We start from the raw sequence: 23,252 nt of genomic DNA on the forward strand, positions 1-23,252 counted from the left end.
TACGCTCAATCCCTTACTGGAGGCGCATCCGGTTTTTGCAACGTCATTTGAAACCGCGCCTTTGCGACCTTCAAACCGCGATCGCATAAGCATTTGTCGGCCGTTTTAAAAGTGATACAGAAATGGTCGTCCGATTTGGCTTGACCCGGACGATGTTCGCTTCTTGCATCGCCTGGAACCGGCAGAGGAGCGATCCCTGCCCAAGGCACATACCACCGCTCCAGGCTCACCAGCCGACCGTATCGTTCAATGCAGTGCCGCCCGACGCCGGCACGTTCAGCGTGCGATTGCCGCCGCCAGGCAGGTTCTCCCATGTCACGCTTCCGTCGGCGTTCTTGCGGTAGTACTTGTATTGCACGCTGCTCCCCGCCGGGAGATTCACCGTGTTGCTCCATACCGGATAGTTGGCCGGGTCCACCGGCAGTCCGAGGTCGGTGCTCCAGTTGCCGAGCGCGGCCGTGCTTCCGGTTACATACATGTACTGCCCCGGCTGCGTCGCGGCCTGGACGCTGATCGAGACGCCGGCCTGCCCGCTCACCGGCGCGATCACGCAATTGCTATAACGCGCGCACACGATGGATGGAATATCGACGACCCTGCCCGCGTGAATCGATGCCAGCAGGCTGATGTACTCGCCCATCGCCCAGTTAAGCGGCGCCATTGATTTGGTCGGCGCACCGGCCGTGAATCCCGGCGGCGTCACGACTTGCCAGTTGCCGGGCAGCGTCATGGTGTTGGTCCAGATCTGCTCGGGGATGAAGCCTTCCGGCGTCGCGTAGGTCTTGATCGCGTTAAGGTACGAGGCACCGCTGCTGCCCACTCCACTGCTCGCGATGCTGTACATACCCCGCTCGGCCGTAAAGATGGGCCATGCGCGGCCGACGCCGGTGCCGTCGTAATTGCTGCCGTCGTTGTGTTCACCGTAGCCGTCGAAGTTGTAGCGGAACCACGCCGGGTTCGAGCCCGTTACGTTCATCGCGAGCACGGCGTCATAGGCGGCGAGCGTACCAACAATGGTGGGATCGTTGGCACGCTTCACACCCATGCGTACCAGCTCGAGGAAACCACCATCGACCACTGCGCGTTCATCCTGCATGCCGCCACCGTTCTTCACGAGGAAGCTTTGCCCCGAGTCGGGATAGCTGGTTGGCTCGTAGATCTGCGAACTGATACCCGAGCTCCCCGCCTGGCTCTTGCTCGCCGGATTGATTCGCACGTAGTACTTCTTGCTGCCGTAAAAGCCGGTGTTGGTGTAGGTCCAGCGCGTCACGTTCTGTTGCCAATAGTCGGCGGCAGCAAGGTAGCTGGCTGCGCGTGCGTTATCGCCGTTGTCAACGGCTATGCGCGCAGCGGCAACGAGGCCCGCCACCTCAGCGGCAATCGTCGATGGTGAATAGCCCGAGTCCTCCTCCCATCGATCCTGAAAGGTCCATGGACCCGTGCTAAGAATGTAGTCGGCAGTCAGAAGGATCTTCGGCCACAGCGCGTTATAGACGCCCGGGCCGAGACGCCACGCGAGCAGGATCGGCATCGCCTGCTCGTCCATCTGCGTCCCCTGCCAATAAGGCCAGCCGCTCACCCACGAATTCTGCGGGAAGCGGCCGACGCGGCTGAACCCTTGCGCGCAACCGTCGGCATTGTATTCGGCGGTGCCGCAGTCGGTGTTCTGTTGCAGGGTATCGAAGAGGTAATGGACGACCGTGGCAGGTGTGTTCGTATCGCCAGCCGTGATCAGCGCATTGGCAAACTTGAAGAGATCGCGCGACCACACGAGGTGATAGCCACCGATGTTGCCGTCGCCTTGTGTCTCGCCCCATGGCGTACCAATGCCCGCGATCATCGCGCCATTGCTCTTGTCCTGCATTGTCTTGAGGGTCATCGCGGCGAGGTAGTACTCGTCGTCAGCGGTGTTGCCTTGGGTCGAGAGGCCCGCGGCGTAGGCATGCCACGCGCTGTCGTATTGTGTGCGTAGACCATCGAGGTCGTCGCCGAGCGTGGCGGTCGCGGTCTGCATCGCGTTGCTTGCGGACGTACTGTCAAACGCAAGCACGATGTTGAACGAGATGCTCGTCGCACTGCTGCTGCCGAAGTCGAGCCAGCCCATCTGCGCGATGTTGCCGTTGGTCGCCGACGAATAAGTCCAGTCCATCCTCTTGTCCGGCGATGCCCCGCCGAGCAGATCGGTCCAGCCGTCGCTCTGAGCAACGAAGCCGTTCGATACCATCGTGGTGCCGCCTTGTATTTTCCACGGCAGCGAAGCGGCAAGCGCCGAATAGCGCGTGTTGTGGTTGGCGACCAGCATCACCCGGCCATTGGCGGCGGAGGCGGTAGTCGCGGTGTTGTTCGAACCGGCATTGTCGAGATGCGGCTTGAACAGCAGATACACGTTGTAGTCGTTCACATGCGTGCCATTCAGCGCCTGGAACGTGACACGCTCGATCAGCGAATTGCGTTTTGGATCGGCGTAGAGGGTCTTGACGACCTGCCAGTTGTGAGCGCCATTGCCTGTTGTTACCTGCCAGCTCATCGTACGCGGGTCGGCCTGCACGGCCGTATAAGGCTGAAGCTTTTCTTCATCGACGAAAGTGCCTGCGGCATCGCCGACGAGAAACTGCAGGTCGACGGTTTCGGTCGTGTCGAGCACCGGATAATACACCTCTGACACGATGCCGCGATAGCCCGTGAAGTACACCTGCGAAGCCGGACTCAGCGCCGTCCCGAGGAAGGACTTCTGCGCCGGTCCATGCATCGCCGGCGCGCCCGGAGTGCCGAAGGCCTCACCGGAAGTTGTGGCATGAGCAGCGCCGAGCAGCAACGCAGCACTCGCCGCCATTACCGCGATGGTCCACCGAAGCATGGTCGCGAGTTTCATGGCATACCCTTCCCTGGTTCACCACAGCCTTGGCGCTTGCGCTCGAACAAACGCAGTCGCTCAAGGCGTCGCGCCCGAAACCAGCCTGTCGATCATGTTGCGGATCGTGCGCATCTGCACGCCCTGCTGATCGGCAAAGTGGTCCCCCGTGTAACCCCACCAGTCCCAGCATCCATCCGGATTCAGTCCGGGGATCGACACCGCTTGCGGAAACAACACCACAATCTGGTTATTGTCCGCCCACTGCGCATAACCCGCGTGCCGGACGAACGTAGTGCCGAACAAGAGGCCACCGCCCGGCGGCGATTCGAGCGGCAAGTAGTCCTGGCCCTGCTCGCACCCATGCAGCACGATGTGCAGACGGCAAGCCTGCCCCGCATTGCAAGCGGCCGGCACATATAGCCAGCCGGTGGTGTCCATGCCCGTGGTCCAGGTGAAACTCGCAGGACGGTCAGCTGGCAGATACCGAGTCTGATCGAAGCGGATGTAGCTCCCTTTCTTCGTCGACGCGGTGGTCGGGGCAAGCGCACCGGGGCCATAGATCCAGCCGAGAATCGCCTGCGCGCCATCGACGTGACACTTGCCGATAAACGGCGACTCGGACTTCTCGCACGCCACGCCGTAGTTCACGGTTGGCATGGTGTGGCCCGCGTTGGCGAGTTCGATCTTCGATATGTTTTGCGCCGGCACGCCAAGCGCGGCGTAATACGCCTGCAGTTGCGTGACCACGGGCGACGGCACAGTGGCATCGCTCGCACCGGAGATTGTGATCACGCGTTGTGCAACGATGTTCGCCACATCGTCGATGCCGTGGCTCGCTGACGATGCCTGCGTGAACGAAACGAGCTTCGGCACGTCAGTGCTCGTCGGCGTGACTTCGCATGCGCCCCCGGGCAGGAGCGTGCACGAGCACTTCGTCGTCGCGATCAGCACGCTGTCTTGCGAGCAATAGTAGGGGCCGCCCGCGACCACCCCTACGCCCTTGATGATGGAAGAATAGGCGACGCCAAGCTGCACCGCCATGAACCCGCCGGAGGATAGTCCGGACACGGACGTCTGCGTGATATCGATGTTGAGCGCCGGTAATGGCGGAATGGTGGTCGAGTCCGCGAAAGAGCTTGCCGACAGCGTCGCGAGCACCGTGGCGCAGATACACAGGATGGCTCTCATGGGCGCGTCCTTCGCGGTTCGATGTGCTTCTCGTCAGCATCGCTAAAGGAATCGCCGCCCTCGCAGCAGAGTCATCTCGACACTGGCACTCGAACGGTGCACGCCACGTTCTGGCGCGGATGCATCGAATGAATTCTAGTCAATAAATCACGGTCGGCATCGAAGTTTTTCAGCAAATATAAACAGCCTTCGGTTCGCTTGCACACGCCGCGCGAGGCACACCAAACCATGGCGTCACGGCCGGCGCGCGCACAACTGCATTCACCACCTTACGATTCGCGCCACCGCGGCGTGCGTTTCTGAATGAATGCCTCGATTCCTTCGAGAGCCGCGTCGTCCAGCATGTTGCGTGCCATCGTGTCTCCGGCCAGCTGGTACGCCGTATCGATATCTGCCTCCAGTTGCCGGTAGAAGAGACGCTTACCGGCCGCGATCGCTGCACGCGGCTTCTCACTAATGCTCGCCACGAGTGCACGAATCGCATCGTCGAGCCGTTCGGGCGTGGCGACGCGATTCACAAGGCCCCGCTCACACGCGGTTTGTGCATCAATATAGTCGCCCGTCACAAGCATTTCGAATGCGGCCTTGCGAGACAGATTGCGCGACAGCGGCACACTGGGCGTCGAGCAGAACAATCCCAGGTTGACCCCGGACACGGCAAAACGAGCAGTGCTTGCGGCCACTGCCAGATCGCACATCGCGACCAGTTGGCAGCCTGCCGCAGTCGCGACTCCGTGCACGCGTGCGATCACGGGCTGCGGCATGCGCTGGATCGTCAACATCATCTGCGAACAGCGAGCAAACAGAGCCTGATAGTACTCGAATGACGGTGTGGCCCGCATCTCCTTCAGATCGTGGCCTGCGCAAAACGCCCTGCCCGCGCCTGCAAGCACAACCACCCGCGCATCCGATTCAGCCACTTCGTCCAGGCTGTTTTGCAGCGCGTCGATCAATGATTCGGATAACGCATTAAATGCATCGGCCCGGTTCAGCGTTATCTGCACCGCGCCGGGCACGCCGTAGAGTTCTTTATCGATGATCACCAGCGGTTCTGGCCTTACGCTTTCGTCCATGTTCGGCTCCGTCATACGTCGATGGCCGCGACCGACCCGGCGCGCTTACGCAGTTCGAACTTCTGTATCTTGCCAGTCGATGTCTTCGGCAACTCGCAGAACTCGACCGAGCGCGGCACCTTGAAACCGGCGAGATGGGCTTTGCAATGCGCGACCAGTTCCGCCGCGCTTACTGTTGCACCCGCCTTTAACTCAACGAAAGCGCAAGGCGTCTCACCCCAACGAGCATCCGGCTTCGCAACGACGGCAGCCGCGAGTACTGCTGGATGGCGATACAACACATCTTCAATTTCGATGCTTGAAATATTCTCGCCACCCGAAATAATGATGTCCTTGCTGCGGTCCTTGATCCGGACATAACCGTCCGGATTGACGACCCCCAGGTCTCCGGTGTGAAACCAGCCACCGCGCAACGCTTCCTGTGTGGCGGCCGGATTCTTCAGGTAACCTTTCATCATGATGTTGCCGCGAAACATGATCTCGCCGATGGTCTCTCCATCCGCCGGCACTTCCTGCATCGTCAAAGGGTCGCGTACCGTCACGGCATCCTGCAAGTGATAACGCACGCCCTGCCGCGCATTCAGGCTCGCCCGTTCACCTATGTCGAGCGTGCTCCATTGAGCTTGCTGCGCACACACGGTCGCCGGCCCATAAACCTCAGTCAGGCCGTACACATGCGTCAACTCGAAGCCGAGCCGCTCCATTCCTTCGATCATCGCAGCAGGCGGCGCCGCCCCGGCGACCATTGCGTGGACACGGTGCGTTATCCCGCCTTTCATCTCCTCGGGAGCATTGACCAGCAGGTTCTGTACGATCGGCGCGCCGCAATAGTGCGTCACTCGCTCGCGGCGAATCAGATCGAAGATCGACTTCGCATCGACCTTGCGCAAGCACACGTTGACGCCCGCCCGCGCGGCCACGGTCCAGGGAAAACACCAGCCGTTGCAATGGAACATCGGCAGCGTCCAGAGGTACACCGCGTGCTTTGGCATATCCCATTCGAGGATGTTGCTGACCGCGTTGGTGTACGCCCCGCGATGGTGATAGACGACGCCTTTCGGATATCCCGTTGTCCCTGACGTGTAGTTCAGGCAGATCGCATTCCATTCATCGGACGGAGGCGCCCATTCGAATGCAGGATTGCCGCTCGCCAGCAGCGCTTCATAATCGAGTTCACCAATACGCTCTCCCGGCCCGGCATATTCGGAATCGTCCACATCGACGACGAGAATCGGATGGTCTACGTTCGCGAGCGCCTGGCGCATCACGGCGGAGAATTCGCGGTCGACCAGCACCACTTTCGCTTCGCCATGATTCAGCATGAACGTGAGCGTGTTTGCATCGAGTCGCGTGTTGAGCGCGTTGAGGACTGCGCCAATCATTGGGATACCGAAATGTGCCTCGACCATCTCGGGAATATTAGGCAGCATTGCAGCGACCGTGTCGCCAACGCCGATGCCTCTAACGCTCAGCGCGGAGGCTAGACGCCTTGTGCGCGCATAGGTCTGCGCCCAGTCGCGTCGCACCGCGCCGTGCGAAATGGCGGGCAGTGTTGGATATACCGACGCCGCACGTTCGATGAAGGTCAGTGGTGTCAGTGCTGCGAAGTTGGCAGCGGTTTTGTTCAACCCCTCTTCGTACATGTCGTTGTTCACCGTATCTCCCTTGTCCCGTTTAGCCTTCTATTTTTTGCTGGTCTATTCGAATGGCGAGGTTCGCCTCTCACGCTTCGCACTCGATATTACGCGCGATAGGACGCAGTGGCGGCGTTGTCGGTTGTAATTGCCTCGAGGCGCGCGATATCAGCTGCAACCCGTCGCGCCTGAATTCCGATATCGCGCAACATGCCGGTCGGCGAAACGATAAACCCACAGTAATGCAGCCCGGATTTTTTCTCCCCACCGCTGGGCGGCCGCGGTTGCTTCACGTCGAGGATATCGCCCTGCGGCTCCAGGAAACAGTCGCTTCGCGGGCTATACCCCGTTGCGGCAACAATTGCGTCGAAGCCCCGCAAACGCCCGTCATCAAATGTCACGTCAGTCTCGCCCATCTCGCGAATGTCTCCGAGTACCTCGATGTGGCCCTCCCGGACCAGTTTGACTGTACCGACGTCGATGAGCGGGATCCGTGTCCTCGCCTTGATTTGCGCAAAGGGGCCCATCGGGAGCTTGCGGAAACCCAGCTTGGTGATGTCTCCGATAACGAGCCGTACGAGGGGTGCAGCCAGCGCGTCAGCGAGCCGGGCAGGAAGGTGGTTCAACGCGATGGAGATAGCGAGTATGGGGACACCGAGAATCTCGCGAGGGACGATGTTCACGGGCCCGCGCACCGCCATTGCCACGCGTGCGCCATGTTCGTGGAGATCGATCGCGATCTCTCCCCCACTGTTTCCGAACCCGACGACCAAAACGCTCTGGCCGCGAAATGACTCGCCATTGCGGTACTCGCTGCTGTGCAACATGCGGCCGCGGAAGCGTTCCTGGCCGCGCCACTGTGGCAGGTAGGGAACGGCGTTGTAGCCGGTGGCCACGACGACCCGCCGCGAATGATAGACGCCTGCAGTCGTGGTCGCAATCCATCCGCGGTCGCACGGCCGTACAGTCCTGACTTCCTCGTTGAAGTGCGGCGCCAGCTCGAAATGCCGCGCGTACAGTTCCAGATACCCGATCACCTGTTCGCGCGACGGATAACGTGGGGTTCCAGCGGGAAACGGAAGATACGGCAGGGCCGAGCGATCCCGGTCGGAGTGAAGGTGCAGACGGTCATAATGATGGCGCCAGCTCGAACCGACCTCGCTCGCCCGGTCCACAATGATGCAGGATGCTCCCCGCTTCTTCAGACACGCAGCAACCGCGAGGCCTGCAGGCCCGGCGCCTTTCACGAGCGTATCTGCCTGCTGTTCCATGTGTGCCCTCACGAGGCCTGATTCTCGCCACTGCACGAGTCAGGGCAGGTTGCTTCAGTCGCCTGCGTTGAACGGGGTAGCGTCCTTCAGCCAGTGCACGAGTTCCGGTCGTACCGTATAACGAGGCGCGGCCATCCACGCGACCAGATCCGCGTGCAGTTGATTGAGTGTGCGCTCGTCGAAGTCAAAATCCTCATCGAGCCGGCCGCTCTGGTCATGCCGCAAGTGAATGCCTCTGACTTCATAGCCGTCCCAGTACGCAACCGTCTGCTTGTTGATATCGGCAGTGGTGCCGAGCGGCCGATTGCGCAACAGGGTGGTGAGCGCAGGTTGAATCGATGCGTAGTCCATTTCTCTAGTCCGCTGCCTCCGACTTAGAGGTGTGCACCGCGGAAAAATTCTCATCATACGATTGGATTGCTGACAGCAAACCCCGCCGGTCGCGGCGCGCGAAAAATTTCCCGCGCCGATGTCACACGCGAAGCAGGCTGGCTCGTCATTTCATCGGAACCCACACCAAAGGAGATGAAACCACGGCTGCCAAGCTCGATCTGTTCGCCGCCGCCCGCGCCCTGATGAAATCCTGGATGAGCGCGTCGCTCATCGGCCACACGGAGGAGTGAACCGGGCACGCAAGCCGGCGCATGCGGCGTATGAGATGTCCTCCGAGTTCCGCCAAGGTCATAACGGATGCCCCTTCCACGAGCCAAAGTCCGTCAGTCCGCTGCCTGAATTAGACCCGCTTGTCCGCCATGACGCTCCGCGCCGGGATTTTCTGGCGCGGAGCGTCATGCACAATTTAGCGGGGTCAAAGCGGCGCCACGGCCCTTGGAAAACAGCGAAGGCCGAGCGTTAGAGGTCGCAGTCTGCCTGGACGAGGCAATCGAGTTCGCACATCGACTTGATCTCGGCCCGGTCGCCGAAATGTGCCGCGCGATCAAGACAGCGCCGCCTGTGTGCCCAGCGTGGAATACCCATTGCTGAGTTAATGGCCTTCGCCACCATCCACTGGAGCATCCCATGGCCGCAACCGTCGGCGACTTTCTCGTCGATGGTCTCTATTCGTGGGGGGTTACCGCATCTTTGGCTATTTCGTCGACAAGATTGCCCGTGATGGGCATTGCATCAAGCGGTTGTTTGGTACAACCGCTGACGCTCTAGTTGCCGACTTCCCTGACAGTAAGATTGTTCGTTACTTTGTTCGACTGCGCAGCGTCCTTCGCAGAACTTTCTGCGAGCGCGATTTGCGATTCATCCGGCACCGTTCCGTCGAGGGTCACAACATTGTGCTTCACCAGAATCGTGATGCCAGATGAATCGAGCCCCTTTGTTTTCGTCAGCGCCCGGCGAACTGTTTTTTCGATCTGGTGATTTTGTGCCCGCACGGCTTTCTTGCCCGAAGCGGCCGGAGGCGCGGTCGACGCTGTATCACTCGCGTTTTGCGCGAAGGCCGGGAAAGCAATGAGAGCCGCTGCGGCCGTTGTCACGGCGAATTTAAGCACTTGCATGATGTTCCCCAGAAAAGATGAGAAAAAAGCAGTCGACGAAATTTCCAGTCACGTCCGCCTTGAGACTGGCCATGGTCTAGAGGGGATCTAATCAGAGATGCTACTGCGCGTCGATCAGACGATGGTATTAGTCAATATGCAAGTGCTTTACACAATCGCGGCTTAGGGATTGAGGCTTTTCCCTAGGCCCCTTGAACGTATCGATCCAGTCCTTCAGCCAGCGCTGCAAACGCGACCTTACAACTCGGGTTGTCGCGCAAGTCTTCATGCATGGCAAGCCAGGTATCCAGTCGAAGGGATATCTTCTTAGGGAAAAGACGAATCAGGTCAGGGTCGCGGCGAGCAAGCGCCACCTGACACATGCCAATACCGAAACCCGCCCGCAGCATCGCAAGCGAAGCGAGGTCGCTGTCAGTGCGTAACGCCATCAGCTCCCGGCGCAGCTCGGGCAGCTGGTCCTTCACGCTGCGAATAAAAGCGGTTTCCTTGTCGAAGCCGATAAGCGCATGGTTAGCGAGCTCGTCGATATTCGCCGGCTTGCCGCGTCGCTCCAGATAACGCTTGTGCGCATGGAGCCCAAGCTCGACATCGCCAATCCGCCGCGCAATCAACACCCCCTGGCTTGGCCGCTGCATCCGCACTGCAATGTCCGCTTCGCGCTGCAGCAGGTCTTCAATCCGGTTCGACGGCATCAGTTCAATGACCAGTTCAGGGTAAGCGACGTGCAGCGCGGTGATGATAGGCGGCAGCACTTCCACGCTAATGACGTCGCTGGCAGTTATACGGATGGTGCCGCGGACTGCCACGCCCTGACTCGACGCCGCCCGCAACAGCGCAGCACTATTCGATTCCAGCGCTTCGGCAAAGGGTTTAAGCGCCAGCGCTTCCTGCGTAGGGCTAAGACCCTGTTGCGTACGGATAAAAAGCGCATAGCCCATGACCTGTTCGAGCGCATCCACATGACGCCCCACCGTCGGTTGCGTCAGCCCTAGCGAACGCGCCGCCCCCGACAGCGAACCCTCGCGGATCACGCCAAGGAAAGTCCGGTAGAGATCCCAACTAGGTTCAGTCTCAGTCATACAAAAATGTATATCCGCTCTATTGGTATCGATAATTTCATTTAACTGCCGCCTGCGCAAGAATAATCACCATTACATCAGGAGGCAAACATGACGAGCACTCGCACGGCATTGATTCTTGGGGCTACCGGCAGCATCGGCGGTGAAGTGGCGCGGCAACTCGCTGCGCGTGGCTGGAAGGTGTGCGCGTTGCATCGGGACCCCGCTTCGTTGACCAACCGCGACGATCGATTCGACTGGATCAAGGGCGACGCGATGAATCGACAGGATGTTGTCGCGGCCGCAGACGGCGCGCAACTCATTGTTCACGCGGTCAATCCACCGGGATATCGTAACTGGGCGCAGCTCGTGCTGCCGATGATCGACAACACCATTGCCGCTGCGCGCGCTTCAGGCGCAAGGATCGTCTTGCCTGGCACGGTGTATAACTTCGGCCCCAACGCGTTCCCTGTATTACGCGAATCGGCGTCTCAGGAACCGCTCACGCATAAGGGTGCGATTCGCGTCGAGCTTGAGCGCCGCTTGCAGGCGGCAAGCTCGGAGGGCGTGCGCAGCCTGGTCGTCCGGGCAGGCGATTTTTTCGGTCCCGGCAGTAATGGCAATAGCTGGTTTTCAGGCGGGCTCGTCAAACCGGGCAAACCCATCCGCGCCATGTTCTATCCGGGCAAAGCGGGTATCGGACATCAGTGGGCTTATGTGCCCGACGTGGCGCTTACCATGGTGCGTCTGATCGAACAGGAAGATCGGCTGCCCGACTTCGCGGCCTTTCATATGAGGGGTCACTGGGACGCCGATGGCACGCAGATGATTGGCGCTATCAGACGCTCGGTCGACCAGCCCCGCATCAAGGTGCGTGCGTTCCCCTGGTGGGTGCTTCCGCTGATGTCGCCATTCTCGGAGATGTTCCGTGAAATGCGGGAGATGCGCTATTTGTGGAAGGAGCCCATACGCATGGAGAATGCGCCGCTGCTGGCTACGCTGGGTGAGGAGCCGCATACGCCTTGGGATGAGGCGGTCAAGACTACGCTGACTTCGCTGCGTTGCATCTGAGCGAAACGAATGTGACGGATCGATCGAGCCGGGTGTCAATGCGTTGACTTGGAAATCAACAAGTCATCGCCGTTTATCTGGTCCGTCGAACCTGGCCTTTGCTGCCCGCATCGCCTCGTCAAAGCTCGCTTCAGTTGCCACATGCCGATGTTCAACAGAAACCAGCCAGTTGCCGTGCGCCACGCACCACCTTATGCGGGTGTCTTGCAACATCAGGGAGAACCACCGCCACAAGCTTGCATCTTCCGCGTTTGCGATCGCGAGTCCCTGCAGACGGGCTATATCTATTGGATCCAAAGGTCGTCGGGCAATCGAGAGTGGCGCGCTCATTGATGCCTTCAGCGACGCGTCAGTGTGTTCCGCAATGGCCAGGATCGACATGTCATTCGTCTCCGTCACGTTACTCTCCTCAAATGGCGCATTCGCGTATCAGCGACCTGCTCCTTCAAGCAGTCGTAGCGCATTGCCGTTGTAAATCATCTGCCGCTCCGCTTCAGGCAGCGCATCCACCACCGGGACCGAGCGTCGACCTTCGGGGTCGCCAATATCGAACGGATAGTCCGAGCCGAACACGACCCGCTCTGCGCCCATTGTCAGGATCGTGAAGCGGTTACTGTCTTCGCTCAATGCGCAGGTATCGTAGTAAAGACGGTCAAGGTACTCACTCGGCGGCCGGGTAATGTTCTTGCGAAAATACGGATCGGCCTCCCAACCCGTCGCCTCATAAGCTGAATTGAGACGGCCTCGCAAGAACATCAGGTTTCCACCACCGTGTGCAAGCACCAGCTTCAGCGTTGGATGACGCTCGAGCAGCCCCTCGAAGATCATTCGCGTGACGGCCAGTGTTGTTTCAAACGGCCATCCGATAAGCACATGCACCCCATACATTCCAAACCGCTCCGATGTCACTGCAGAGGTCGGATGCATAAAGATGACGAGTCCGAGTTTCTCGATCAGCGCGAACAAAGGCGCAAACTCGGGACCATCGAGCGGCTTCCCTCCCGCGGAACTCGGCATCATTACGCCGCGCACGCCATACTCGTCCACGGCGCGCTGCAGTTCCTGAGCAGCGACGTCGGGCTCCCCAAGGGCCAGCACCGCCAACATCTCCATCCGGCCGTCGGATTGCTCCGCGGTGCGATGGCTCGCCCCATTCAACGCACGGACAAGCTCTACGCCTGAGGCGCCGCCCGGCCATGCCAGCATGAACGGCGGGGGCGCAAACAGCTGGAGCCCCACATCACGGTTGCGCAGGCTCTCGAGCCGCTTGGGAAGATCGTGCAGGTTCGGATCAATCGAACTCTTGCGGTCATCGCCTTGCCGGCGAATCACCCAATACCCGTCGTCTCCGCGTTCTGCGCGAAGCCCGGCCACTGGCGTCTTCGAGAGATCGTGAATGAACTGCTCGTCGAGCGCGTGTGCATGAAGGTCAATGATCAAGGCTTGCTCCTTTGATTTGGTGTTTGGTCTCTTCCCAAAAGCGCCCGTAATCCGGCGCTCTCTTTTCCGTGAAGGCGGTCAGTCCCTCTTGCCACTCTTCCTTTGGAACATCGAGCGGAGAGCTCAGCACACGGGTCCAATCAATCGCCGCGTGCGCATGCAGATTGAACTTGGCGGCTTTTAGCGCACCAGGCGGCACTGATTCCACGATTTGTTCAGCGAGGGACAACGCGCCCTCGAGGACCTTGTCGCCTGGCACGACACGGTTAACAAGACCGATGTCCAACGCTTCCTCCACGGGCACGCGCCGGCGCGTCAATATCAATTCGAATGCGCGGCGAACGCCGACGACACGAAAGAGCAACGCGAGGCCGGTATTCGGAATCACCCCGTGACCTAACTCAGGCATGGAGAACCACGCTGAGTCGGCCGCGACGACAAGATCGCAAGCGAGCGTGAGTTCCATTCCACCGCCCACCGCAGCACCATGAACCGCAGCGACCACGGGTCGATCGAACTCGGCGATACGTTTGAACATGACCGCCGGATCTTCGTCCGGGTGCGGGCACTCCATCCATCCGTCGCGAAGGTCGTCGATATTGGCGCCGGCACAAAATGCAGGTCCAGCCGCGGTTATCACGACCGCGCGGACGCCTTCGCTTAACGCGGTGTCCAGCGTACTCGACAATCCGCGGACAATCTCCCGGGACAGCGCATTGCGGCGGTCGGGGTCGTTGAGCGTCAGGAGCGCAACGTCTCCACGCCGCTCGTACAAAACTTTGTTCCCATTCATGCGAAAGTCTCCCTACCGTCGTGGGTCAAAAGATATGCGCGCAATTCAGGCGTGATTGGATGGGGACGTCCTGTCTCGCCATGAACGAGGACACACACGGCTTCCGCCTTCGCGCAACAGGTGTCATCCACTCCTCCAAACAAGCCCTGCCGTACCCTGAACGATGTGTTCCCTACTTCAACGACCGTGCTTCCCACACGCACGTATCCGGGAAAATGCAACTCAGCACTGAACTCAATCAGCAGCTTCACCACCTCGAGGTTCGCACCGCCCATCAGCGTATGAATTAAGGGCGGTGTGAAGATCTCCATGCGAGCCGCCTCGAAAAATGTCGCGATGGCGGCGTTGTTGACGTGTCTGAACTGATCGGTATCGGCATTCCTCAGCTTCTCGTCAGTCCAGAATCGATAGTCACCGCATTGCGCCATCGAGCGTTGCGTTGACAGCATCTCGTCTTGTTCGAAGGCCGTCATACTCCCTCCTGGTGCTCCTTCGGGATCAGATGCGCACTGGCCTCGTGTTCGGTGCGCAGGTAAAGCGCGGTGGCAATTGGCTGACGCATTTCTTCCAGGATGTGGCCCACCAGGCCGACCGACCGCGCGGCAACCGCCAGTCCCCGGCAGATCTGCCAGCCAATACCCATTTCCGATGCCACCGCGGCCATCGCGCCTGTGACGTTCACCGGCAAAGAACGATTGAGCTGTCGCTCAGCTTCATGTCCGATTGCCGTCATGAGGCGAATGTAGGGTCCGTCGTATCCTGTCTCTCGCGCGACCTTGAACAGTGCAGGCGCACGGGGATCGATCGGCTTGTGAAACGGATGCCCTATTCCCGGCAAAATCTCCTTGCGCGCGCGATAGTCATCAACGATCTCACGAGCAAGTACATCGATGTCCGGCACGTTATGCGGATCGGGCAGTGACTTCTGTAAAAGCCGCGCTGCGTTGTCGAGCGAACCAACGAACACCGACCCCAATCCCAACAATCCTGCGGCGACCGCCGCCTGGACCGCTTCAGGCGCACCGGCATAGGTCATGCGCGTTGCCAGCGACGATGGCGTAATGCCGTGTTCGACAAGAATGACCATCATCGCGTTGAACATGCGCAACTCGCGCTCTTCAGGCAGTCGAGCGAACAATTGCAGAAACGCCATCTGACCGAAGTCGATCTTGCCCACGATGTCTTCACACAGGTCGAGGCCATGAACTACCACCTTGGTCGGTGTAGCCCATGCAATGTCCGATCGAATTTCAGCTTGCTTCATGATTAATCTCCCGTGTTACGGATACGGTTTGAACAAGACCAACACCAAGACATTGCGATGCCATTTCCCGCAATACACTCTTGATGATCTTGACGCCGTTGGGACCGTCCTGCTGCGGAAAGGAAGCGACTGGCAGGATGCGCCGCGGAACCTTGAAGCCGGCAATTCCCTGCTTGCAGTAGGCGATCAATTCGTTCTCCGTAGCGGGCGTCTTTGAGTGACAAACAAAAGCGATAGCCACATCCCCTTCACCATCGAGATGAACGCCGACGACCTGCGCCGCCTGAACGCCCGGATGTTGCGCGAGAAACGTCTCTATCTCGACTGGGTCGACCAGATAACCGCGCAGACGCAAGCTGTCTTTGATTCTGGCCTGGTAGAAAAACGTGCCGCTATCAGCGTAGGCGAGATCGCCAGTCCTGAACCAGCCGTCCGCTGTGAAGGCTTCTGCTGTCGCTACAGGATTGTTCAGATAGCTTGCCATGACGTTATAGCCGCGCAACTGCAATTCACCCTGTTGCCTGTCGGGCAAGACAGCTCCGCTTGCAGGATCGACGATTCGAAACGAGATCTCAGGGGAAATAGGCGTACCTCCCGGCATGCCCCTCTGCTGTGCGTCTCCCTCGGGGTCGCGCATCGCGGTCATCGCGAAACATTCGGACATGCCGTACAAGCCAGTGAGGCGCACTCCCCACGCTTCCCACGCCTTGGCAATGACGTTTGGGCCGAGGCTTGCATATTCTGCAAAGGCTCCGCGGCGCCACGTGGCCAACGAGAAATCTCCGGCATTGAGCACCATGTCCATCATTGCGTCCGACCCGAAAAAATGCGTCACGCGATGCCGCTCTATGGCTGCTGCGGCGGCTTCCGCTTTGAAGACCGGTAACAGCACGCAAGCAGCCCCTGAGGCAAGCGCTGCGATGGCCTGAACAAATCCAAGGACCCCATAAAGGGGAAGCGCGCAGAGCGCTACATCTCCCACGCGCATGTCGTTGATTCGCCCAACGTTGTGCGCATGCCGTGCAATTCCGCCTGCCGTGTGAACGGCGAGCTTGGGCTTGCCGGTTGTTCCAGACGTCGTGAACGTGCAAAGCCGATCTGTGTCCCGGCCTTCCCACTTTGAATATGCCTCGAACGTACCCCATTCAAAGCCATCGAATTGCGGCACTTCCACAACGTGCTGCAAACCGTCGCTGGAAGCCTGAATCTCACGACCCGCGCCCGCGTAGTCGAAATCAAGAAAACTCTGCGGCACCACGAGTACGCTCGGTTTCGCCGTGCCGACAACATGCTGCGCTTCCTGCAGCTTGAATCGCGTACTGACTGGCACCATCAACGCACCAAGCTGCGCCGCCGCGAAGAAAAGCTGCAGCCACACGCCTCCGTCGGGCAACCATACCGCGATAGTGTCGCCTCGCCTGACCCCCAGTTCATATAGAAAGGAAGCGGCTCGTCGCGACGCGATCCGCAGTTCGCCGCGGGTGAAGGTTCTTTCGCCATGATGCAGGGCGACAAGATCGGCGTCGCCCGATTCAAGCAAATCAAATGCCATGACGACCTCCGGACACGGCAAAGGCGGCGCGTGCAATTTGAATACGCTGCATTTCCGACGTTCCTTCGCCGATACGAAATGCCCGGGCATCGCGATAAAAGCGTTCGATCGGGAGTTCGGTCATGTAACCCATTCCACCGAAGATCTGCAGTACGCGATCCGTTACCCGACACCCCATCTCGCTCGCATAAAGCTTCGCACGGCATGCGGCGACGTGTGCTTGCGGGTTTCCGTCTTCAATCAGTTCCGCTGCCGCGCGAATCAGCATTCTCGCCGCTTCAATTTCCACATCATTATCGGCAACCATGAACTGGATTCCCTGATGTTGCGCGAGATTTGCTCCGAATGCCTTGCGCTCGAGTGCGTACTCACAGGCCATTGATTGGGCACGTGCTGAGAGACCGAGTGAGCGGCTCGCGGAAAGCAGCCTGTCCTGATTAATCGACTGCATCATGCCCAGGAAGCCCGCGTTAGGCTCACCAAGCAGGTCTTCATCAGGGACGAAGCAGTTTTCAAGGGTGAAGCCATTGAGGTGGTATCCACGCCATCCCATCTTCCGGTAGCGCGTCATCCCGACGACACCTGCATTCCCACGGCGAACGATAAACGTAGTGAGCTTGTTCTTCAGCGTCGCCGACGCGTCAGTGACCGCGAGCACGATGATGTAGTCGGCCGTCTCGGCGTGCGAGATGAAGTGCTTGCTTCCGTTAAGCAACCAGCCCCCCGACACTTTCTCCGCTCTGGTGCGAAGTCCACTGAGGTCCGATCCCGCGTTAGGCTCGGTCAGCGCATACGTGACGATCTTCTCGCCTGACAAGATGCCCGGCAAAAGCTCGGCTCGCTGGCGGTCATTGGTCTGGGTCAGTTGAAGCGGCAGATGACCGAATACCTCGCTCAGCGGTACCGACGTATGCGTGAGCTCCTCGAGAATAGCCACTTTCGCAGCGGCCGAGAGGCCGGGTCCGCCCATACTTTCGGGAAGGTTGAACCCGTACAAGCCCAGTGCTGCAACTTCCGAGCGCAACTGTGCAAGCAACTCCGTGCTGACATCGTCATCTGTTTCGATTTGCTGTTCGAGAGGACCGAGCCGATTGCGCACGAATCGACGTGCGGTTTCTCGGATCATGGACACTTCGTGATCGATTTGAGTCATGGTGTTCTCATTTTTACGAAAACGATTTCGTTCGATAATGTTTGCATGTTTGGCGATCTGTGTCAAACACAGACGTACGATATCTAAAACGTTTTCGGTAATTTTCGAATGATTGAAGGTTTGACGAAACCGGCTAACAGTTCCCGAGGTTCAGGATGCCGGACGAATCATTTCAAATATCTCGCCGATCTGCGCGTAGTCGCCGCGATAACCCGCGCGCATGATCGGCTGCGCAGCGCGCGTGTCGAAGAGACCGTCCTTCAGATACGCCTTCTGGATGTGCACGCCGACCACTTGACCAAGCACGAGCCAGTTGTCCGTCGGCTTGCCATTCAGATCGTGCAGATGCACGATCTCCAGCAGCTTGCATTCGAGCGCAGCCGGCGATTCACCCACATGCGGCACCGACACGTTGCGCCCTGCGACCGGCGTCAGGCCCGTTAGTTGAAACTCGTCGACATCCGGCGCGACGGGCGCCGACGTAAGGTTCATCTGTTCGGCAAGCGGACGGGTCGCGAGACTCCAGACGAATTCGCGCGTTTCCTCGATATTGCGAAGGCTGTCTTTGCGGCCTTCACTGCAAAAACCGATGATCGGCGGGAACGCCGCGAACGCGCTGAAGAAGCTGTATGGTGCGAGATTCAACTGACCGCTCGACGAGCACGTCGATACCCAGCCTATCAGGCGCGGCGCGACGATCGCCTTGAACGGATCGTGCGGCAGGCTGTGGCCCACGGCGGGATCGTAAAAATCGACAGCCGGCCCGGAATCGAGTACGTCGACTCCCAATTCACTACTCATGTGCATCTCCAATATCAACAAAACCTCGCGCCCATGTTGTTGGAAAAAGCAGAAACATTGCTTCACAATCATTTAGCTTAACGAACTAATACATGAAGTCCGTGGCCCAAGGCCTACTGCACAGGGTGCTATCTCCGAATTGGACTTGCCTGGTCTAACAAACTCACCTGATCATAGGGATCTTCGCTGGGGGCAATACTCGTGAGATCCCGACCGCGCGTCTCCGGCAAGAATGCCAAGGCAACGAACGCACACAAATAGCCAATGGAGCAGAACAGCGCGATCGAGCCCACAAGGCCCAGATGCTCAGCAACAGCGCCAACCAAGGCGACGCTCAGCGCTCCAATCGACTTGCCGACGTTGTACGAGAATCCCATGCAGGTAGTTCGAATCTGAGTTGGGAACAGCTCCGACAACATGGGTCCAATGCCGGCAAATGCGCCATTCATGCACATCCCAACTGGAAGCCCCAACGCTGCCAATATCCACGCGTCCATTGGAATGAACAGGTAACAACCCGTCAGCAGCACGGCGCAGAGACAAAACGCTGTCGCGGTGAATCGACGACCCAGTGAGTCGTTGACGTACGCGAAGCTCACTTGCCCGATGAACGAGCCGGCACTCATCAGGGTCGCCATCACGGCAACCGTCGACACCGGCAAGTGGCGAACCTGAACCAGCATCGTAGGTAGCCAGATCATGATGGCATAGCTGCTTGCTTGCAGCCCGGTCACTAGAAGCGCGGCGAGAAGACTCGAACGCCGGACATCTCTGCGAAATGATGAGCGCCACGTCGCCACGATCGCGCCGCCTGTCGCCTTCTTCATTTCGCGGAAGATTTCCGGCTCGGGAATATATCGCCGGATCAGCAGCACGACAAGCGCAGGAATAACGCCGACCCAAAAGGCGGACCTCCACGCAATCGATGGAGGGAGATACGCTAGAAGAACACCCGTGACTACAGCGGCGAGTGCCCAACCAACAGAGAACCCACTCTGAACCAGGCCGAGTGCTTTCCCCCGATGGGCCGGGTTGATGACCTCCGCCATCAGCGCGGCCCCGACGGCCCACTCTGCGCCGAACCCCAACCCCTGCAAAGCGCGCACGACCAGCAGTTGGTGATATGAGCCTGTGAACCCGGCAATGATGCTGAATGCTGTGAACCAGATGATTGAGCCGGTCAAGACGCGTACGCGTCCGTGCCGATCGCTTAGAATTCCCGACACCCATCCTCCAATTGCGGCGGCAAGCAAAGACGAAGTTGCAATCAGACCCGCTTCGGTCCTGGAAAAATGCCAGGCCGCCATCAGGGTGGGCAAAAGAAAGGCCAAAACCTGATTGTCAAAACTATCCAGCGTCCAACCGCTAAAGCATCCCCAGAACGTCCGCCGTTCTGCTGGCGCGGCCGCTCGATACCAATCAAACATCTGCATTTCAATCTCCTCTGTGGAATACCTTGGATGGAACAGTCCGCATTCGCAGAGCCGTTTCCAACAGCAACATCCTGGGGACCGCGCAACCTCAATGAACCTGCTTGTCGACTCGACGCTGCTTTGATCTGATCTATTTTTCCTCGGTCAGAGAGCGTCGTCGCAAAGGGCGATCGCGCTAATCTCTATGCACGCTCCATAGTGCAGTTGCCCGCACTGCACCACCGTTCGAGCGGGCGCCGGGTTTCCAATGAACTCTTGGTAAAGCTTGTTCACGCGTGGCCAGATTTCGATGTCGGACACGTATATCTGCACGCTTAAGAGCCTTTCAACATCGGTTCCTGCCGCCAAAAGCACTTCTCGTACGTTCGTAAGCGCCTGATGAACCTGCGCTTCGAGTCCTTCCGCCAGCGCGGCATTGACGTCGGTTGTCAGGGGTAGCTGACCCGAAACAAATACAAAGCCGTTTGCCTTGGTTGCCTGTGCGTAGTGCCCCCGCGGCAAAGGCGCTTTCTCAGTCAAGATATGTTCTATCAAAACGCTCACCATTAAATAGTCATACTGAATAGTTGCACTTTACGTGCCGAAAGGTGAGCCTTGAGCGGCAGCTATGGTGAGCGTCACATGCGCGCAGCCGAGCCGCGGATTCAACGGCGTGAGACCGCGGCCTGCAAATTGGCCCTCCATGCCCCCCTCAGCAACTCACGCTCTCACCAGTGGAACTGCCTTAATCGGTGTTTTCGAAAACGATTTCGATTGAAAGATAGCAGCACAATTTTTAAAATTCAAGCGCCGCAAAATAATTATCGAAATCGTTTTTTGTGGATTTCCATGCGCGAAATCTCCCTGATAGCCGCGCCGCGCAAGCGTCTGGGCCGTGAACCGCCGCTTCTTCTGGTAGTTTTGGTTGAATTCAATCAAGGGGTAAACACTGACGCGAGAATAGCCCGTGCCGCCGAACCGTAGAGCGGGGACCGAAATCGTTCTCTGTCATGTCCGACTTTAGGGTTCTTGATGCGCCTGGGCTATCGCGTAGAATGTCGAAAATCGTTTTCGATGCCCTGCTCACAGCTGAGTTAGAGAAATTAGAGAAAATCGGAATGAACATTCAGGAATTTGCGGCTACGCTCAAGCTTTCTATCAGCACTGTGTCGAAGGCTCTGAACGACCGGGACGACGTAAGCCCGGCTACCCGTAAGCGCGTGCTGGAAGCCGCCGAGTTGCACGGCTTTTCTCCGGATCCATCTGCGAGCCGCTTGCGCCGGCAATCGGCCGACACTATCGCGTTCGTCGTGTCGCCTCCGCAAACGTCATTCGCTCACCCATTCTTTCTGGATATGTTGATGGGCGTGAATGATGCGATGGATAGCAGCGGCTATCAGGTGATCGTCGCTTCCGCCAGAAGCGTGGAAGCGGAAATTGACGTATTCAAGCGCCTCATAGAACGCCAACGCGTTGATGCGCTGCTCTTCGGACGCACACGCCGGCAAGACGAACGCATTGCCTACCTTCTCGAGCGCGACATTCCGTTTGTCGCTTTCGGCAGAAGCGACACGTCCGACGATTACGCCTATGTCGATATCGATCATCAGGTTGTGGGGCGCTCCGGTTGTGCACGATTTATCGCACTGGGTCATCGTCGCATCGCCCTTGTCCATGCACCTGAGTACCTGATGTTCAGCCACCACGAGCACGTGGGCTATGCGGAAGCATTGCGCGCGGCAGGGATCAAATACGATAAGGCGCTCTGTGTCGAAGCTGCAATATCCGAGGAAGGCGGAGCAGACGCTGCCCGTCGGTTGCTTGAACTCCCGGACCCTCCCACAGCCATTGTGTGTGGCCACGACTTGATCGCACTGGGCGTGATGCGCGGGATTGCGGAAACTGGCAGAGTGGCGGGCCGTGATGTCGGTGTGATTGGAGGAGACAATCATCCAATCGGGCGCTATATACAACCTTCGCTGACAACCTTTTCGGCTGAGACGCACCGCGCTGGTAAGCGAATGGCGGAAATGTTGCTTGAGCGACTGGCGGGCCGGCCACCCAAGGATCTTCAGGAGGTTTGGGCGCCGGAGTTGATCATTCGCGCTTCCGACGGCCCTCATCGTGTCCAGGGTTCGAGTCCCGCAGAGAGCAAGCCAAGCCCGCCCAAGCGATCACGCGCTCTCCGAGCTTAAGGCGCGCCAGCTAGCGGTCTTCAGACCGTCATAACCTGTATAGCGCGACAGCATTGTCGTGAAACAGAGCCAGGCGCTGGAGCGGCTTCAAGTCTGCGACTATAGATTTGAAGCCGTCGAATAGCGTATGCAACTTCACCACCACGCTGTCCACGGGGAAGTTGCTTGCGAACATACATCGTTCGACGCCGAAGATTTCAATCGCGTCCCGCACTATCGGACGATTACGTTCGACACTCCACTGCACGCCTCGCTCGCCGATTCCGGATATCTTGAGCCTGACGTTCGTGCACGCAGCAAGCTGTGCAAGCGCGGTCCGCCACGCTTGCAAGCCTTCGACGCTCCGGTCGGCAGGCAACCCCGTATGGTTCACGATGATCGTCACGCCAGGGAAATCCCGCGCGAGTTCCACGGCTTCAATGAAGTGCCACCATGGCGTCTGAAGTTCGAACATGAGGCCGCTGGCCTCAAGCAATGCATACCCCGCACGCCATCGGTCGCAACGCATCGACCCAGGCGCGGCAAACGTTGCCGTATGGTCGCTGCGCGGCACCGCCGTGGGCTTGTGCCGCACGCTGCGCACGATTGGCGTCGACTGGTACTCGCGAAGCACGTGAGCCACGTCATCGCGGTCGAGCCAGACCTGCCCCGCCATCGCATTTGGAAAACCACAGCGCGCGTTCAGCGTGGTTGCCCAGCGCGCTTCGCCAAGCGGATCGCTCGGGTCCCACTCGCCTTCCATCATGACCGTCTTCACGACGCGATGCGGCGCGGCCAGCGCAAAATAATCCTCAGGCAAGAAGTCCCGGCAAATCGCTACGTAGTCGCCGTAGCGAAACGGAATCCGCGGGAGATCGCGTAGCCACGGATGATAGTTTCGCTGCAGGTCCCAGAAATGATGATGCGCGTCGACTATCGGCACGTCGGCGTTGTCGCCGCTTTGCAAGAAGCGCTCGCGCATCGCATCAATGGGCGTGGGCATCGT

General features: G+C 59.0%; 24 protein-coding genes. 4 read left to right on the forward strand and 20 right to left on the reverse strand.

The annotated features are described in order from the left end of the window. Positions 1–226: 226 nt before the first annotated feature. The 7 genes from FH08_RS0107000 to FH08_RS0107030 form a co-directional block, all read right to left on the reverse strand. Positions 227–2,857 carry a glycoside hydrolase family 15 protein gene (locus tag FH08_RS0107000; RefSeq protein ID WP_031357643.1) on the reverse strand — a complete coding sequence of 877 codons (2,631 nt, stop codon included), beginning with the start codon at positions 2,855–2,857 and terminating at the stop codon, positions 227–229. Between the two features lie 75 nt (positions 2,858–2,932). Continuing rightward, a complete protein-coding gene (locus FH08_RS0107005; protein ID WP_031357644.1) occupies positions 2,933–4,042 on the reverse strand; it encodes a poly(3-hydroxybutyrate) depolymerase in 1,110 nt (369 codons plus the stop codon). A 269-nt stretch (positions 4,043–4,311) separates the two neighbouring features. Next, on the reverse strand, positions 4,312–5,115 hold the full coding sequence (locus tag FH08_RS0107010; protein WP_031357645.1) for an enoyl-CoA hydratase: 804 nt from the start codon (positions 5,113–5,115) through the stop codon (positions 4,312–4,314). 11 nt (positions 5,116–5,126) lie between these two features. Beyond that, positions 5,127–6,758 (reverse strand): acyl-CoA synthetase, encoded by a 1,632-nt coding sequence (locus FH08_RS0107015; RefSeq protein WP_031357646.1) that lies wholly within the window; start codon positions 6,756–6,758, stop codon positions 5,127–5,129. Between the two features lie 98 nt (positions 6,759–6,856). Next, complete coding sequence (locus FH08_RS0107020; protein WP_051887850.1) at positions 6,857–8,020, reverse strand: flavin-containing monooxygenase; 1,164 nt, start codon at positions 8,018–8,020, stop codon at positions 6,857–6,859. A 54-nt stretch (positions 8,021–8,074) separates the two neighbouring features. Further along, positions 8,075–8,371 (reverse strand): hypothetical protein, encoded by a 297-nt coding sequence (locus FH08_RS0107025; RefSeq protein WP_035565528.1) that lies wholly within the window; start codon positions 8,369–8,371, stop codon positions 8,075–8,077. Between the two features lie 53 nt (positions 8,372–8,424). Next, positions 8,425–8,652: a hypothetical protein gene (locus tag FH08_RS0107030; RefSeq protein WP_081889381.1), complete on the reverse strand. Its 228-nt coding sequence runs from the start codon at positions 8,650–8,652 to the stop codon at positions 8,425–8,427. A gap of 388 nt (positions 8,653–9,040) precedes the next feature. Here FH08_RS0107030 and FH08_RS53240 point away from each other — a divergent pair, with 388 nt between their 5' ends. Next, entirely contained in the window at positions 9,041–9,181 is a 141-nt protein-coding gene (locus FH08_RS53240) for a hypothetical protein (RefSeq protein ID WP_235210300.1), read from the forward strand. Here the strand turns inward: FH08_RS53240 and FH08_RS0107045 are convergent. Further along, positions 9,178–9,528, reverse strand: coding sequence for a BON domain-containing protein (locus tag FH08_RS0107045; protein ID WP_031357650.1), 351 nt, complete (start codon positions 9,526–9,528; stop codon positions 9,178–9,180). The two genes, FH08_RS53240 and FH08_RS0107045, sit on opposite strands and share 4 nt — an antisense overlap. 182 nt (positions 9,529–9,710) lie before the next feature. Continuing rightward, positions 9,711–10,607, reverse strand: a complete 897-nt coding sequence (locus tag FH08_RS0107050) for a LysR family transcriptional regulator (RefSeq protein WP_031357651.1) — start codon at positions 10,605–10,607, stop codon at positions 9,711–9,713. A 90-nt stretch (positions 10,608–10,697) separates the two neighbouring features. On the opposite strand from FH08_RS0107050, the gene FH08_RS0107055 reads away from it, so the two are divergent. Next, positions 10,698–11,657 carry an SDR family oxidoreductase gene (locus FH08_RS0107055; protein ID WP_031357652.1) on the forward strand — a complete coding sequence of 320 codons (960 nt, stop codon included), beginning with the start codon at positions 10,698–10,700 and terminating at the stop codon, positions 11,655–11,657. A 63-nt stretch (positions 11,658–11,720) separates the two neighbouring features. On the opposite strand, the gene FH08_RS0107060 is transcribed toward FH08_RS0107055, so the two are convergent. From FH08_RS0107060 to FH08_RS0107105, 10 genes are all read right to left on the reverse strand, one after another. Continuing rightward, positions 11,721–12,038, reverse strand: coding sequence for a hypothetical protein (locus tag FH08_RS0107060; protein WP_235210301.1), 318 nt, complete (start codon positions 12,036–12,038; stop codon positions 11,721–11,723). A gap of 48 nt (positions 12,039–12,086) precedes the next feature. Then, the gene (locus FH08_RS0107065; RefSeq protein WP_051887852.1) at positions 12,087–13,097 is read right to left on the reverse strand and encodes an amidohydrolase family protein; all 1,011 of its coding nucleotides are present in this window, start codon (positions 13,095–13,097) and stop codon (positions 12,087–12,089) included. Beyond that, positions 13,087–13,890: an enoyl-CoA hydratase/isomerase family protein gene (locus FH08_RS0107070; protein ID WP_035565531.1), complete on the reverse strand. Its 804-nt coding sequence runs from the start codon at positions 13,888–13,890 to the stop codon at positions 13,087–13,089. The genes FH08_RS0107065 and FH08_RS0107070 overlap by 11 nt, the downstream gene beginning before the upstream one ends. Then, entirely contained in the window at positions 13,887–14,363 is a 477-nt protein-coding gene (locus FH08_RS0107075) for an acyl-CoA thioesterase (RefSeq protein WP_031357656.1), read from the reverse strand. Before FH08_RS0107075 ends, FH08_RS0107070 begins: the two co-directional genes overlap by 4 nt. Further along, positions 14,360–15,154: a citryl-CoA lyase gene (locus FH08_RS0107080; protein ID WP_031357657.1), complete on the reverse strand. Its 795-nt coding sequence runs from the start codon at positions 15,152–15,154 to the stop codon at positions 14,360–14,362. The genes FH08_RS0107075 and FH08_RS0107080 overlap by 4 nt, the downstream gene beginning before the upstream one ends. Continuing rightward, positions 15,141–16,706: an AMP-binding protein gene (locus tag FH08_RS0107085; protein ID WP_035565536.1), complete on the reverse strand. Its 1,566-nt coding sequence runs from the start codon at positions 16,704–16,706 to the stop codon at positions 15,141–15,143. The genes FH08_RS0107080 and FH08_RS0107085 overlap by 14 nt, the downstream gene beginning before the upstream one ends. Continuing rightward, positions 16,696–17,859 (reverse strand): acyl-CoA dehydrogenase family protein, encoded by a 1,164-nt coding sequence (locus FH08_RS0107090; protein ID WP_031357659.1) that lies wholly within the window; start codon positions 17,857–17,859, stop codon positions 16,696–16,698. The genes FH08_RS0107085 and FH08_RS0107090 overlap by 11 nt, the downstream gene beginning before the upstream one ends. 150 nt (positions 17,860–18,009) lie before the next feature. After that, on the reverse strand, positions 18,010–18,660 hold the full coding sequence (locus FH08_RS0107095) for a flavin reductase family protein (protein ID WP_051887856.1): 651 nt from the start codon (positions 18,658–18,660) through the stop codon (positions 18,010–18,012). Between the two features lie 128 nt (positions 18,661–18,788). After that, a complete protein-coding gene (locus FH08_RS0107100) occupies positions 18,789–20,093 on the reverse strand; it encodes an MFS transporter (RefSeq protein WP_081889384.1) in 1,305 nt (434 codons plus the stop codon). 144 nt (positions 20,094–20,237) lie between these two features. Continuing rightward, positions 20,238–20,612 carry a RidA family protein gene (locus FH08_RS0107105; protein ID WP_235210302.1) on the reverse strand — a complete coding sequence of 125 codons (375 nt, stop codon included), beginning with the start codon at positions 20,610–20,612 and terminating at the stop codon, positions 20,238–20,240. Positions 20,613–20,846: 234 nt separating this feature from the next. Between FH08_RS0107105 and FH08_RS51685 the strand changes: the two genes are divergently transcribed. Both FH08_RS51685 and FH08_RS0107115 read left to right on the forward strand, forming a co-directional pair. Continuing rightward, complete coding sequence (locus FH08_RS51685) at positions 20,847–21,056, forward strand: hypothetical protein (protein WP_152602745.1); 210 nt, start codon at positions 20,847–20,849, stop codon at positions 21,054–21,056. Positions 21,057–21,190: 134 nt separating this feature from the next. Further along, positions 21,191–22,267 (forward strand): substrate-binding domain-containing protein, encoded by a 1,077-nt coding sequence (locus FH08_RS0107115; protein ID WP_031357663.1) that lies wholly within the window; start codon positions 21,191–21,193, stop codon positions 22,265–22,267. Positions 22,268–22,295: 28 nt separating this feature from the next. Here the strand turns inward: FH08_RS0107115 and FH08_RS0107120 are convergent, their stop codons facing one another. Next, the gene (locus tag FH08_RS0107120; RefSeq protein WP_051887858.1) at positions 22,296–23,249 is read right to left on the reverse strand and encodes an amidohydrolase family protein; all 954 of its coding nucleotides are present in this window, start codon (positions 23,247–23,249) and stop codon (positions 22,296–22,298) included. Positions 23,250–23,252 lie beyond the last annotated feature (3 nt).

It is taken from the genome of Caballeronia sordidicola (assembly GCF_000729995.1).
GTDB classification, from domain to species: domain Bacteria; phylum Pseudomonadota; class Gammaproteobacteria; order Burkholderiales; family Burkholderiaceae; genus Caballeronia; species Caballeronia sordidicola_A.

Coding starts and splice junctions, on each gene's coding strand:
- FH08_RS0107090 (WP_031357659.1), bottom strand. CDS start 17,859: ATGACTCAAATCGATCACGAAGTGTCCATGATCCGAGAAACCGCACGT.
- FH08_RS0107070 (WP_035565531.1), bottom strand. CDS start 13,890: ATGAATGGGAACAAAGTTTTGTACGAGCGGCGTGGAGACGTTGCGCTC.
- FH08_RS0107005 (WP_031357644.1), bottom strand. CDS start 4,042: ATGAGAGCCATCCTGTGTATCTGCGCCACGGTGCTCGCGACGCTGTCG.
- FH08_RS53240 (WP_235210300.1), top strand. CDS start 9,041: ATGGCCGCAACCGTCGGCGACTTTCTCGTCGATGGTCTCTATTCGTGG.
- FH08_RS0107010 (WP_031357645.1), bottom strand. CDS start 5,115: ATGGACGAAAGCGTAAGGCCAGAACCGCTGGTGATCATCGATAAAGAA.
- FH08_RS0107100 (WP_081889384.1), bottom strand. CDS start 20,093: ATGCAGATGTTTGATTGGTATCGAGCGGCCGCGCCAGCAGAACGGCGG.
- FH08_RS0107085 (WP_035565536.1), bottom strand. CDS start 16,706: ATGGCATTTGATTTGCTTGAATCGGGCGACGCCGATCTTGTCGCCCTG.
- FH08_RS0107050 (WP_031357651.1), bottom strand. CDS start 10,607: ATGACTGAGACTGAACCTAGTTGGGATCTCTACCGGACTTTCCTTGGC.
- FH08_RS0107045 (WP_031357650.1), bottom strand. CDS start 9,528: ATGCAAGTGCTTAAATTCGCCGTGACAACGGCCGCAGCGGCTCTCATT.
- FH08_RS0107075 (WP_031357656.1), bottom strand. CDS start 14,363: ATGACGGCCTTCGAACAAGACGAGATGCTGTCAACGCAACGCTCGATG.
- FH08_RS0107115 (WP_031357663.1), top strand. CDS start 21,191: ATGAACATTCAGGAATTTGCGGCTACGCTCAAGCTTTCTATCAGCACT.
- FH08_RS0107095 (WP_051887856.1), bottom strand. CDS start 18,660: ATGAGTAGTGAATTGGGAGTCGACGTACTCGATTCCGGGCCGGCTGTC.
- FH08_RS0107020 (WP_051887850.1), bottom strand. CDS start 8,020: ATGGAACAGCAGGCAGATACGCTCGTGAAAGGCGCCGGGCCTGCAGGC.
- FH08_RS0107015 (WP_031357646.1), bottom strand. CDS start 6,758: ATGTACGAAGAGGGGTTGAACAAAACCGCTGCCAACTTCGCAGCACTG.
- FH08_RS0107120 (WP_051887858.1), bottom strand. CDS start 23,249: ATGCCCACGCCCATTGATGCGATGCGCGAGCGCTTCTTGCAAAGCGGC.
- FH08_RS0107060 (WP_235210301.1), bottom strand. CDS start 12,038: ATGTCGATCCTGGCCATTGCGGAACACACTGACGCGTCGCTGAAGGCA.
- FH08_RS0107080 (WP_031357657.1), bottom strand. CDS start 15,154: ATGAAGCAAGCTGAAATTCGATCGGACATTGCATGGGCTACACCGACC.
- FH08_RS0107055 (WP_031357652.1), top strand. CDS start 10,698: ATGACGAGCACTCGCACGGCATTGATTCTTGGGGCTACCGGCAGCATC.
- FH08_RS0107025 (WP_035565528.1), bottom strand. CDS start 8,371: ATGGACTACGCATCGATTCAACCTGCGCTCACCACCCTGTTGCGCAAT.
- FH08_RS0107000 (WP_031357643.1), bottom strand. CDS start 2,857: ATGCTTCGGTGGACCATCGCGGTAATGGCGGCGAGTGCTGCGTTGCTG.